The sequence below is a fragment of the Ochrovirga pacifica genome (assembly GCF_000220525.1).
Taxonomy (GTDB): Bacteria; Bacteroidota; Bacteroidia; order Flavobacteriales; family Flavobacteriaceae; genus Ochrovirga; species Ochrovirga pacifica.
On record NZ_AFPK01000065.1, the window covers coordinates 38,827 to 52,376 of the forward strand.

Genomic DNA, 13,550 nt, shown 5'->3' on the forward strand with positions numbered 1-13,550 from the left:
GGTTTAAAGATTAACGATTGTTTGTTTTTGGGTATAAAATGGCTTCAATTTTAGGGGATTTAAAAAAATATGTTTGGGTTATTTTTTGAATGTCTTTTACTGTAGTATTGGCCACCCATTTAGGATAATCCGTTACAAAATTCCAGTTTTTATACTGGTTGAAATAATAATCTCGAATGCTTTTGGTCCAGAACGAATTTTTCTGCTTTTGACGGTTAAACTTTGAAACTAAATTCACTTGAGTTTTTTTTAGATGTGCTGAAATATCTAAAGTCCCTTCTGCAATTTGCTGAATGATATTGTCGATTTCGGTCTGAATCACTTCCACATCAGCAGGCTTACACACCAGCGAAATACTCTGTCTGCTTAACGGTCTAGGATGTTGCGTAGCACTGATTGCTACACGTACACCATAAACAACCCCCAGCTCTTCTCTTAACCTTTTGTTTAATTCTAGTTTTAGAACATTTTCTAAAATCTGATTGTTGATTTCCTGAACGGGAATGTTTTTTTCCTTTTTTCTTTGTTGATGAATAACTGTATAAAACGCTTTGGACGATTCTTCTCCATTGGCCACCAAACGCTTACTTTGCTTCACCAAATCTTTAGGCTGGTATAGATATGCTATTTTTGAATTCCCTTTTGGAATTCCGCCTAAATACTTTTCGATGTAAGGCAACAGCACTTCCAAATCTTGATCAGAAATGACCGTAAGTACAAAACCCTCTGCCTGTGCAAAAAAATCTTTATAAATCGGAATCAGCTTTTGTTTGCTTAAGTTATTTCGTAAAGTAGCCTTGGTCAATTTTTGAGTTGTATAATCTTTACCCCTTACCAAATACTTCAATTTTTCTTGAAAAACTTCTTTGGCTGTAAGTGGGTCCTCTGAAATTTTTGCTATTGATAAATCCTTAAGTTTTTTATAAGCTAAAGAATCAACTTTGGGTTGCGTTGCTTTTAAATAATACAACTCAAACAAGGTTTTTAAATCTTTTATTTTTGAACTCCCAAAAAAACCAACCCTTGTTTTGTCTATTAAAAACTGGACTTTAGCACTGTTTCCTGCCAAATAATAACTTAGTGCATCTCTTGTAAAATCACCATATCCACTAATGGCTACGGTTGGAGCGGCATACTGTGCACTCATATAATCGGTACTGTCTAGAGCGTACAACCCCCCTTTTTTAAAACCTGCTAACAAAACACTTTCTTTACTTTTAGCTGTTTTTTTATAGATCACTTTCATACCATTGTCCAAGTAGATTTCTTTTGCATCTATGGCAGAAATCTTTTTTATTTTTTTAATTGTTCCTGCTTGGATTGATCTGCTCAATAGTTTTTTAGGAACCTCAAAGTTGTTTTCAAAGGGAGCTACTTTTAGTTGTTTACGGGTTTGTATTGCAGCCAATAGTTTTGTTTTGGATGGTAATTTATCGAGATCCTCATCACCCGTCGTCAATAAATACCTAAACGGTGAACCTGTTTGCTGGTTCTTTATATGCGATGCTATTTTCTGAACTGTTAGCTTAGAAAAACATTTTTTCATTAACTCGTATTCATCAGAAACCGATATAATGCTATTTCCATTAAAAAAGTCCGCATACATTTGAGACATCATCCCAGAAGCTGGCACGGGTTTGTTTTCTTTTACCTTGGCTTCAAAAGCACTCAACATGCTTTTGGTTATTTTTTTTATTTCAAACGAAGTAAAACCATGCTGCACTATTTGTGCATAATGCTTGTTAAAATCGGCTATTGCCTGTAGTGCTTTTTCTGGTTTGAATGAGAAACTTGCTAACAATACCCCTTTAGAGTTCAAAAAATTACTCAAATTAATACGGGCATCGGTATAGTTGTTTTCTAAAAAGGAAAGTTGTGCAAATCTAGCTGCAATCAACTTGTTAATCACAATACGCATTAGGTACTGTTCGTAGGCTTGTGCGGTATTTACATTTCGCATCGGGTTGCGAAGTTGTATCAAGTTCAGTTCTGTTTTTTTTGTTGTTTTGTCGTGATAGATCACCAAACTGTCCTTAGCATAATTGACTATCGTCCCCAAAATAGGTGAAGGTCTTTGGGTTGGAATGGCAGCGAATTTTTGTTTGATTTTTTGTTCAATTTCTTTCGCATCAACATCTCCTGCTACGGCCACTGCCATTAATGAAGGATCGTACCATTTTTGATAAAAAGCTTGTAACTGACTTCTTTTAAAATTCTTTAAACTGGTAGTATCTCCTATTACGGTTCGTTTGCTGTACAGCGAATTGTTTAACAAGGTTTGCAAAAAATACTGTCCCTTTTGATTACTAGGGGATTGTTTGGACAACCATTCGGACAATACTACTCCACGTTCTTTTTCTATTTCTAGCGAATCTAACAACATCCCGTGTACCCAGTCTGACATCACGGTTAAAGTGGTGTCTATCACTGCTGGCTCTTTGGTAGGAATTTTTAGTTTGTAAATGGTTTCTTCAAACGAGGTATGTGCATTTAAATCGTGACCAAATTTAGAACCTTTAGTTTCTAAAAAATCAATCAATTCATTCGATTTAAAGTGCTTTGTTCCGTTAAAAGCCATGTGTTCTAAAAAATGAGCCACCCCTCTTTGATTTGCTGTTTCTTGCAAAGAACCTGCTTTTACAAACAATCGGAAGTAAGCCTGCCCTTTAACTCTATTTGTTGGATAGATATAATACGTCAGTCCGTTAGGCAATTGTTTTTTTACCAACACAGTGTCTTGCACTAGCTTTTGAGAAACACCCGTAAAAGTGCTTAACAGTAGTAAGAAACTTAATATAATTCGCATTAACTGTTTATTTTTTTGATGATTAACTCACTTTGATTGGCAGCTTCACCAGGAAACCCCACGTGAATGTTTAGGTTGTTTGAGTTCAATTTGATGGTTAATGTATTGTCCTTCGATGGGTCAAGTTGATTGTCTAACCACTGTATTTGTATAGGCCTTCTATAAATACCAGAAGGAAATACCAAGGGGAACTCTGTGGTTAAAATTTTAAAATCAACTCCTTCTTGCAACCCTTCTCCAACAATGATGGAATAATCTAAAAGCATGTCTTTTTGTAAGGGTTTTGAACTTAGGTAGATGTAATAACTGGTAATATCTCTTCGATTTGAATTGACATTGACCATAGAAACATTGTTAAAATTGATGTGTACAAAAGGGGTGTCGTACACCTCTATTTCTTCTTTGCCGCAAGAAATTAGGGATAGGATTGATACACTTATAAGTAAAACTATTTTTTTCATTTTTTTGAGTCTTTGATTAGTATCCGTCATTTTGAATCATGGCTTTGTTTACATCCATTTCTTTTTGAGGAATAGGCAACACAAATTTGGTACTCGGATAAGTAATTTCTTTGACAGTAGAAGTAGTGTTGGCTTCACGGATTAAGTTTTGCTGGGTTCGTGTTATATCGTACAATCGATGTCCTTCAAAACACAACTCTTTGCTACGTTCCTTGTCTATCAAAGTTTTTAATTCTTCTTGGGTGTTTTTATTAAGGGTAATGGCTGCTGTGGTTGTTTGATAATTTCGAGCCATCAAGATTTTTAAATCTTCTTTGGCCAAGTCTATATTCGATAATTCTGTATAAGCTTCCGCTCTAATCAGATACATTTCCGAAGCTCTCAGTACAATAATATGGTAATCGTTATCTTTAATTTCTCCAATGTTCGAAAAGGGTTTTAAAAACTTTAAGCTGGTTAAGGTCTCTGTATCTATCAAGTCTAAACGAATGTCTTCTGTATTTTCGTTCAATAAATTTGTCAATTTGGTACTTGCAATGGCCAATGGGGTTTCTTGGTTGTAAAACTTATTGATGTAAGGAGTTTTTAGATTTCCATTAAGTTTGAATAACGATTCGTCATCATTCTCAATTTTTAGAAACATGTCTAAATAATCTTGCCCTTGGGACAAAGGAGTGCTATCTATTACCAAACTTGCATAATTGATTGCCTGTTCCCAGTTTTCCATGTACAAATACATACGCGCTAACAATGCGTGCACCGCATTTTTGGATGCGTAAAAGCTAGAGGTAGCATCGTCTGAATTTTCAAAAAGAAGAGCCGCTTCTTTTAAATCTTTTTCTATTTGTTGATACACCTCATTCACCGTTTTTCTTGGTACATGATCGTCAGAACTAGGGGTTTTGGTCAATACAGGAACACCCAAATGGCTGGCATCATTGGTATAATTATACGGTTGTGCATACACACGCACCAAATCAAAATGAATCAAAGCCCTTAAAAACAAGGCTTCTGCTTTTATCTGAGTCAACTCTTGCTCGTTGCTCGGAAACTTTTCTAGCAAAGCGGGTTGGTATTCCAACATGTTATTCACGTTTACCAATGCTTCCAATGCGTTTCGCCAGATCATCCCAACAGCTGTAATTTCTTCGGCCGGATTGGAGGTAAAATTGTATTGAGAAATCATGTTGTTTTCCACTGCTGTAGCCAATTGAAGCATGTCTCCAGCGGTATCGGGATATAGCAAAAACTCATCGCCGTAATAATCGTACACCTTACTGTAAGCCCCAGGAAGTGCGGCTCTTATTCCATCCATATCCGAAAAAAACACAGAAATGGTTGTTTTTCCTATTGGGTCCACCTCTAAAAAGTCACTACAACTTGTAAAAAAACTAAGACTTAGTATCGTGATTGTGGTTTTTATTTTTTTCATGTGTTAAAACTTTACATTTACACCCAACGAAACTTCGGTTTCTTGTGGATAGCCTTCAATATTATTTTTAAATGAATTACGGTTTGCTTTGTCATAAGGAGTCCATACCCACAAATTATTTGCAATCAATGACATGCTTAACGATTCTATCCCCAGTGATTTTGTCACTTTTTTATCAAACAAATATGAGAAAGAAACATTTCTAATCTTTAGGTTGGTTTTGTTATATAAAAAGCGTGTTGAATTTCTAACTGAACTTGTACTCACTCCCCAGATAGGTTTAGGTGCTAAAGCCAAATCACCCTCGTTTTGCCATCTGTCTAACTGATTCACAGACTGGTTGTCATCCATTATGTTCAATCCATCAGAATTGACATCGCGAGCAAAAGAGCTAAAACTATAACCACCAATGGTATAGGCCATTAATATGTTAAAAAAATAGGTATCTTTGTAGTTAAAGCTGTTAGAAATACTTCCAAACAAATCTGGGTCTGCTATTTTATTGGCAACTCTATTATCCACACTATAATCCTTGGTAATATTACCGTTGGCATCATACCACATTGGGTACCCATCTCTAGGATCCACTCCCGCCCAACGTACTAAGTAAAATGTGTTTATACTGCTTCCTACTTGCAACCTAGATATTCCATAATTTTTAGGTACATCGTTGTACAAACTCAAAATTTCATTTCGGTTGCGCGATGCTAGTATTTTTGTTTTCCAAGAAAAATTTTCTTTTTGAATATTGGTTGATTCTAAAGCAACTTCGATTCCCTTGTTTTCTATTGCTCCAATGTTTCTTAGTACCGTTGTATCACCAATAGTTCTAGATGCATCCAAAGTACTGATCAAATCTGTGGTTTTGTTTCTGTAAAATTCTGTAGTGATGTCCAATCTTTTACCCCACAGTGCAATTCTAAACCCAAGGTTGGTGATATAGGTAGTTTCCCAACTTAAATCTGGATTGGCTCCCGAACTAATTCCAGCTCCAATCGTTCCTCCGTACTGATAAGAGTCGCTGATGCTATACACTCCATCAGGATTTTTGTTTCCAAATCTTGAGTTACCATTGGTTCCGTAACTTCCTTTTAAGCTAAAAATATCGATTACCTTACTACTAAAAAAATCTTCTTTGTGTAAATTCCACGAAGCACCTGCCGATAAAAAAGTAGCATACTGAACGTTTTTACCAAAATTAGAATTCCCGTCTTTTCTTGCATTCAACACCAAGTTATAACGTCCACCATAATGGTAAGACAATTGAGATAAATAGGATGCTTTGGTGGTTTTGTATTCACTAGCAGATCCGTCAGAAAATGAGGCTAGACTTACCAATCTTACATGATCGTTTACAAAACCCGATCCAGAAGCAGAGGTAACATTAGACTGATTGGCTCCTAACTCTAGCCCTACAACACCAGACAAACGATGTGCTCCTATTTGTTTGTTAAAATTTAATCGTTGGATGGTATTCCAGTTCAAATAAGTTGCATTGTTGTCATAGGCAAACCCTACCGGAACTCCTGAATTGATTCCGGACCAGTTTTTCATGGATTGGTAAATCTTTTCGGCATAATTGTTATAATCTACGCCAAACTGAGAACTGAGTTTGAAAACCTCGTTAAGCTGATAACTTAATTGTACAGATCCTTTAAAAGAAAAAGCTTTTTGTCCATTGTCATTTTGCTCTCTTTCGGCTATTTCATTAAAAAAACGCTTTTGAACCCAGTTAGGAGAACCGTCAGGGTTACTCCCCTCTATAACTTTGTAATACTGTCTAAACGTACCATCATCATTGTAAGGAGATATAATGGGCAAGTTGCTATAATAATCATCCCCTGGTGTAAACGTGGTGTTTGTATTGTAAGAACCCGTTAACAAAAAATTCAAATTTAGCTTGTCGTTAAAATTGATATTGTTGTTGGTTGTTATCGAGATTCGCTGTTGTTTGTTTCCTTTTAAGGTCATTTTGTCTTCAAAATAAGAACCCGAAATACGATACACTGCTTTTTCATTTCCTCCAGATGCGGATAGGTTAATTTGTGAGGTTGCTCCTACATCAAAAAAAGCATCGTACCAATCTGTTTGTGTGGTACTGTAACTATTCATATCATTGTCTGTGTATGGAAAATAAGCAGGATCTCCACCAGAATTTAAATACGATTCTTTGGCAAGTGTTAAATACTCATTAGCATTCAATACTTTGAAACGCGTATCTTTATTGATGAATGAAATTCCGTGTCTCACCGAAACCTCTAAGTCATTGTGATCAATTCTTCCCTTTTTTTGTAGTGATTAATATCACCCCATTTGCACCATCTGCACCGTAAATGGTTGTTGCAGAAGCATCTTTTAAAACCGTGATAGATTCAATATCGTTGGGATTTAAAAAAGACAGAGGACTTACACTGGTTTGAATCCCCGAAATTAAATTGGTAGTTCCTCCAGTGGCTATTTGTATTCCATCTACAATCCACAAAGGTTGATTGGAAGCCGTCAAAGAAGCCTCTCCTCGTATTGTTACTGAATAACGAGGTCTAGAACTGGTGGGACTATTGCTTTGTGCGTTTATTTCAACCCCAGGAACGATTCCTTCTAAAATTTTATCAACTCGTTGTTGAGGAAGGTTTACAATTTCTTCCGCATTTACTTGATAGGCACTAGAAACCAAGTCCGACTTTTTTTGTACCGTACCATAATTACTAGTAATGATTACTTCATCCAAAGATTCGATATCTTCTTTAAGTGTAATGGTTATTTTTTGAGACTTGGTTACAGTTATTTCCTGAGTTTCATAACCCATAATGGAGACCTTAACCACACTCCCTGCCGGAATATCCGCAATACTAAATTTTCCTTCAAAATCTGTCATAGCCCATTTGCTGGTATCGTCTTTTACCATCAAAGTAACTCCTGTTAACGGATTACCATTAGCATCCTGTACCGTACCTGCAAGTATGAATAATTTTTGCAGCACAGTTTTAAGTCTATCTTTATTCGTTGTTCTTTTTTTAAAAAGAACCACTTGCTTGTTGATAACCTTAAAATCAATTTGTGTGTTTTTTAGCATTTGAGCACAGAGTTCATCAATGCTTTTTTCATCCACATCAATGGTTGCTTTTTTGTTGAGTTGCTTATCATCTATACCTGATTGCACAAAAACATACTCCGTTTCTTGCTCTATTTGGGCAATGATTTCTTTAATGGACTTGCTAACAGTATTTTGAGACAGCACATTTGCCTGTTCTATAGTAGCAGTTGCGTGTACATAACTTGGCCCTATTGCAAGTTGAACAAACAAAAAACAAAAAAACAATTTGTATCTGTTTGGGAAGGCATACCGTATTTTTAAATAATTTTGATTCATAGTTTGGTTTGTTGCGCTTACGTTTTATTTTATGGGTATTGTTTTATTTTTGCTCTATCTTAAACGTGGTTCCAGAAAGCACAGACAATGTTTCCAAAACATCTGTAACATTCTCTGACAGGTGTATTTTTCCCGTACATAAATTCTCTTTCAAATCAGAGGGTGTAGAAGAAAAATCAATATTGTAATACCTAGACAGTTCTGTTAAAATTGCACCCAAAGGTTTGTTTTCAAAACTTAAGTATCCTTTTTTCCAAGAAACATGGTTGGTTACATTTACATGCGTTTTTGTAAGTATAGCATCATCTATGGTCACCATCTCATTTGGCTGCATTCTTAGCTCATTCTTGTGTGTTTTTACCGCAACAGCACCTTCAATCAAGACGACTTTTTGGGTTGATTTATTTTTGTAAGCACTTACATCAAAGCTGGTTCCGTATACTTGCACTTTAAAATCTGAGGTTTCTACCACAAAAGGACGAGTCTTGTCTTTGGTAACCTCTAAATAAACTTCTCCTTCTACATAAATAGTACGCTTATCTTTTTGAAAATTCGTTGGAAATTTCACAACCGTTCCTGCATTTACCCACAATTTGGTACCATCTACCAAAGTCAACTGTATTTTTTTACCAAAAGGAACTTTTAATGTATTGTAACTAGTAATTTCTTTGTTATTGATGATTGTGTTTCCTAAATTGATTGCACCAGCTTTGGTTACATTTAACGTATCGTTACTACTTAGTATGTAAGCTTTGTTATTGCTAATCAGTTCTATTTTTTCTGTTGATGGTATTTGTGCTACTAGAACTGTAGTTTGTTCGGCATCTCCTCCCGATTTGAATTGTATTAAAATCAACAGTAAAATACTTGCTGCAATGGCCAATCCCGTGTTGATTCTATTTTTTTTCCTTCTTCTTAATTTCTTTTGCAATGCCCCCTCTACTACATTTTTATACAATTCATCACGTTGCTTATTGGATAGTTCTGCTTTTTGAAAACGAACTTTTTCAAAAATTTGCTTGGCCTCCTCAAACGCTTTTTGATCTTGCGGATGTTGGTCTAAATACGATTGCCAATAGTTTGCTCCATTTGCATCTTTGCTTAGCATATAGCTAATAAAATCGTTGTTTTCTAAAAAATCTTTCTGGTTCATTTTTATAATTTGGTATAAAAAATAGGGCTCCTATATGTTAAGGACTAAGCAATCCAAAACATATCACCTTTTGCAATGTTAATTAATTGTTAAATAGAAATATTTAGATGAAAAATGTAAAAGCAAAAAAGTTCAATCCGTTTTTACGAAAGTGATTTAATGCTTTTAGCACTAAATTTCTACTAGAAGCGACAGAGATTCCCATGATTTCAGAAATCATGTCATAATCGTATTCTAAAGTATATCGGAAATAAATAATCTCTCGTTGCCTAGGGCTAAGGTCTTTTAGAACAGCCTCTACTTTATTCTTTAGCAAAGTTTTAGTTTCTTTTTCCAAAAGTACTTCCTCTATACTAACCTGAATATCAAAAGGCATTTTATGCTTAGCGAGTTCTATAGAAAGATTTTTATTAGATTTTTTAAACTCTGTTAACAGCTCATTCCTCACACTTTTAAACAAGTAAGCCTTTGTGTTTTCTATTTTTAGTTTGGGTTTTAGTAATAATTTTTCAAAAATATTTTGAATACAATCCTTTACTAAATTTTCCTCAAACCCTAAGTGCATACCATAAGCATACAAATCATCAATGTGTTGTCTATATATCCTTTCTATTTGATTCATAAAATCAACTCACTATTTACGCAACAAGTAAAAGCTTTCATGTTAACTCTTAAAAACATGATGGTTAAAAGGATAAATATACATTCAATATGCAAAAGAGAATCACTATTCTAGCAGGGTTTCACCCATGTTTTGATAGGTTTTTTTAGCACTTTGTAAACATAAAGTTAAATGCAAGCACTTTCATCAAACATTGGTTACAAAAGAGTTTTTTCAACCATTTCCTCTACGCTCCTTCTTCGCAATCTCCACTTTTAATGCCTTCAAGCGGTCTTTGTGACTTTGTTCTTTTTCACGAATCTTATTCTTTTTACGATTCATGAGTTTGGTGTGCTTAGATTTGTTTTTTGTGTTTTTATCGCTTCCTGCTTTTGCCATACCTATCTATTTCTATTCACCATCTATATAAGTCCAGTGTCCGTTCTCTTTCACGAAACGTGATATTTCATAAATTACTTGCTGTTGTCCATTCTCTAAGAAAAAAGCTTTAAATGTTACAAACCCTTCGTTTTTTAAAGGCTCTGATTTTTTTAAAACCTCTAGCCTTAACCAGGTTACGCTTTTTGCCCAAATTACTATTTCTTCTCTTTCTCTAATGGGGCGAGTACTGCTGTGATGACTTTGCAGCAAATAATCGACATTACCCAAAACATAAGCAGTATATCTAGAACGCATTAATTGCTCGGGAGTTTTTGCCAAGTGTATGTTTTGATGAATGGGCTCGCAACAAGATTTGTAAGATTGATTTGAGCCGCATGCACATATCAATCCTTGCCTATTAGCGTTGGTTTGAGCTTCTAGATTGAAATGTGTTTTTTTGGCTTCTTGCCTTTCTTTTTGCTTTTGTACGAGTTTGGAAAATTTAGACACTTGGTTGCTATTAAAACTACAAAGTTACAATTCCTAAGGCAAAGTCAGCTGAATGAGTTTTTGTTTGCGATGGTATTTTTTTCCGTCTTGTTTTACTTTAGAGGCTTCTCTGCTAATAAACACCTGCTTTTTATCTATCCACGCTATCGCTTCTGTCTGATTGGCAGGTCCTAAAACAGGCTGTAAAGGTATTTTTGTAAACTGATTTTGTAACCATTGAAATTCGTTTATCTGAATCAAATAGGATTGATAGTCTTTGTGATAAGCCGTCCCTATAAAGGTTTTGTTTTGAGGATGATAAGCAATGGATGTTAACATACAATCTATTTTAAAAGACTTTTGTTTGTGTGCCGTGTAGGTTCCTTCGGTTGTGGGAATTTTATATACATTGGTTCTAAAATCTCCCCAGTTTTTTGTAAAAAGCAACAATTGGTTTTGGTATACAGTGATGGCTTCACAATCAAAATTGCTTGTATGTCTTTGTTTTTTAAAGTTGATTTGATCTTCGTAAGAAAAACGAATTTTATCTGCTTTTACCTTTTCTTTTTCTAACACATCTTTTAGTAAGACTTTGTAAATTATCAAATCGGTTCTGTTTCCATTATTATTTCCTGTATCTCCTACATAAATATAGGTATCGTCTTGGGTAATGGATTCCCAATCTACATTATCCGCATTGCTTACTTTAACTGTCTTTTTTAACTTTCCAGATTGGGTGCTAATCAAATACAATTCGGGTTTGCCCCCAGAATCATTAAAAGTAATGATACGATTTTCTTTAGGAACATATACAATTCCCGAAGTTTCATTTACTTTTTTAGGCAAGTCAATTTTTTGAACCACTTGCACTGTCTGTGCATGGCAAGCAATCAAAAGACAAAAAACAAATCCTTGTAAAACTCTCATCCGTATAAAATTAGGTATAAAAAAACTCCTTCAATAGAAACTGAAGGAGTTTTGTATTATTGTTTAAACAATTAACCTTTAAAGTTGATTTTACGCATACGTAAACTTTCTGGGGTAATTTCTAAATATTCATCTTCTCTAATGTATTCCATACATTCTTCTAAAGAAAAGTCGATCTTTGGAGCAATTTTCACCCCATCATCAGAACCAGAAGCACGTACGTTGGTTAACTTCTTTCCTTTGATTAAGTTCACTGCCATGTCGTCGGACTTGCTGTTTTCTCCTACTACCTGTCCTTTGTATATTTCTTGGTTAGGATCGATGAAGAAACGTCCTCTATCTTGTAATCTATCAATTGCGTAAGCTGTAGCTTTTCCTGTTTCAGAAGATACGATTGCTCCTTTCATTTCTTCTGGGAACTCTCCTTTAAATGGACCGTATTCGCTAAAACTATGGTTGATGATTGCTTGTCCTGCTGTAGCTGTTAAAATTTTATTACGCAAACCAATCAATCCTCTTGATGGAATGGTAAATTCTAAATGTTGTAAATCTCCTTTAGGTTCCATCACCATTAGGTCTCCTTTTCTTAAAGACACTAAGTTTACTACTTTAGAAGACACGTCTTCAGGTACATCAATGATTAAGTTTTCGTATGGCTCGCATTTTACACCGTCAATATCTTTTAAAATTACTTGCGGACGTCCTACTTGCAATTCATATCCTTCACGTCTCATCGTTTCTATCAAAACAGACAAGTGCAATACTCCACGTCCATATACATTAAAAGTATCTTCAGAGTCTGTGTACTCTACTTTTAAAGCTAAGTTTTTCTCTAATTCTTTTTCCAAACGATCACGTAAGTGACGAGAAGTTACAAACTTACCTTCTTTACCAAAAAATGGAGAGTTGTTAATGGTAAACAACATACTCATCGTAGGTTGGTCAATTTTTGTTCTTGGTAGTGGTTCTGGATTTTCTAAATCGGCAATGGTATCTCCAATTTCAAAATCTTCAATTCCAGTAATGGCACAAATATCTCCACAAGGAACTTTGTCTACCTGCCTTTTTCCCATTCCCTCGAACACGTGCAATTCCTTAATTCTAACCTTTTTGGTAGAACCATCGGCTTTACACAACATGTAATCTTTATTTACTTCTAAATCTCCACGGAAAATACGTCCAATAGCAATTCTTCCTTTAAAAGACGAAAAGTCTAAAGAAGTAATTTGCATTTGTGGTGTTCCTTCGTTGTATTTGGTTTCTGGAATAGATTCCAATACTGCATCTAGCAAAGGTACAATATCTTCTGTTTGATTTCTCCAATCGGTACTCATCCAATTGTTTTTAGCAGAACCGTAAATGGTAGTAAAATCCAATTGTTCTTCAGTAGCTTCTAAGGCAAACATCAAGTCGAATACTTTTTCGTGTACGATGTCTGGTGTACAGTTTTCTTTGTCTACCTTGTTTACAACCACAATTGGTGTCAATCCTAATTCAATCGCCTTTCCTAGTACAAAACGAGTTTGTGGCATCGGTCCTTCAAAAGCATCTACCAAAAGTAACACTCCGTCTGCCATTTTTAATACACGCTCTACTTCTCCACCAAAGTCAGCGTGGCCAGGAGTATCAATCACATTGATTTTAGTTCCTTTGTATTGTACAGAAACGTTTTTAGAAAGAATGGTAATTCCTCTTTCACGTTCCAAGTCGTTGTTGTCTAATAATAAATCGGTACGTTCTTTACGTTCGTCTAATACTTTTGCCTGATCGATAATTTTATCAACCAAAGTAGTCTTACCGTGGTCAACGTGGGCAATGATTGCAATGTTTCTAATGGCTTGCATGTTTGTGCTTTAATTTTGAATGGCAAAAATAGGTAAAAGAACTCAGACTTTTAGATTAAAATCTGTTTATTCAACAAGTTTCAATT

Annotated in this window: 11 protein-coding genes; all 11 read right to left on the reverse strand. The window is 35.1% G+C overall.

Annotated elements, in window-relative coordinates; all coding sequences use genetic code 11:
- Positions 1 to 10: 10 nt before the first annotated feature.
- The 11 genes from FS85_RS0112155 to typA all read right to left on the reverse strand — a co-directional run bounded on the left by FS85_RS0112155 (position 11) and on the right by typA (position 13,464).
- On the reverse strand, positions 11 to 2,806 hold the full coding sequence (locus FS85_RS0112155; protein WP_010136603.1) for a M16 family metallopeptidase: 2,796 nt from the start codon (positions 2,804 to 2,806) through the stop codon (positions 11 to 13).
- On the reverse strand, positions 2,806 to 3,267 hold the full coding sequence (locus FS85_RS0112160) for a hypothetical protein (RefSeq protein ID WP_010136604.1): 462 nt from the start codon (positions 3,265 to 3,267) through the stop codon (positions 2,806 to 2,808). The genes FS85_RS0112155 and FS85_RS0112160 overlap by 1 nt, the downstream gene beginning before the upstream one ends.
- Before the next feature lie 16 nt (positions 3,268 to 3,283).
- Positions 3,284 to 4,699 (reverse strand): RagB/SusD family nutrient uptake outer membrane protein, encoded by a 1,416-nt coding sequence (locus FS85_RS0112165; RefSeq protein ID WP_010136605.1) that lies wholly within the window; start codon positions 4,697 to 4,699, stop codon positions 3,284 to 3,286.
- Between the two features lie 3 nt (positions 4,700 to 4,702).
- Complete coding sequence (locus FS85_RS15970) at positions 4,703 to 6,949, reverse strand: SusC/RagA family TonB-linked outer membrane protein (RefSeq protein WP_071585725.1); 2,247 nt, start codon at positions 6,947 to 6,949, stop codon at positions 4,703 to 4,705.
- Between the two features lie 22 nt (positions 6,950 to 6,971).
- Complete coding sequence (locus tag FS85_RS16185; protein ID WP_050809652.1) at positions 6,972 to 8,003, reverse strand: TonB-dependent receptor plug domain-containing protein; 1,032 nt, start codon at positions 8,001 to 8,003, stop codon at positions 6,972 to 6,974.
- 109 nt (positions 8,004 to 8,112) lie between these two features.
- Entirely contained in the window at positions 8,113 to 9,222 is a 1,110-nt protein-coding gene (locus tag FS85_RS16190; protein ID WP_010136606.1) for a FecR family protein, read from the reverse strand.
- Positions 9,223 to 9,325: 103 nt separating this feature from the next.
- A complete protein-coding gene (locus tag FS85_RS15655) occupies positions 9,326 to 9,844 on the reverse strand; it encodes an RNA polymerase sigma factor (protein WP_010136607.1) in 519 nt (172 codons plus the stop codon).
- Between the two features lie 213 nt (positions 9,845 to 10,057).
- A complete protein-coding gene (locus FS85_RS16795) occupies positions 10,058 to 10,222 on the reverse strand; it encodes a hypothetical protein (protein ID WP_010136608.1) in 165 nt (54 codons plus the stop codon).
- Between the two features lie 12 nt (positions 10,223 to 10,234).
- Positions 10,235 to 10,714, reverse strand: a complete 480-nt coding sequence (locus tag FS85_RS0112190) for a YchJ family protein (protein WP_010136609.1) — start codon at positions 10,712 to 10,714, stop codon at positions 10,235 to 10,237.
- 33 nt (positions 10,715 to 10,747) lie between these two features.
- A complete protein-coding gene (locus FS85_RS16195; protein ID WP_010136610.1) occupies positions 10,748 to 11,620 on the reverse strand; it encodes a hypothetical protein in 873 nt (290 codons plus the stop codon).
- A 71-nt stretch (positions 11,621 to 11,691) separates the two neighbouring features.
- The gene (typA, locus tag FS85_RS0112200; protein ID WP_010136612.1) at positions 11,692 to 13,464 is read right to left on the reverse strand and encodes a translational GTPase TypA; all 1,773 of its coding nucleotides are present in this window, start codon (positions 13,462 to 13,464) and stop codon (positions 11,692 to 11,694) included.
- Positions 13,465 to 13,550 lie beyond the last annotated feature (86 nt).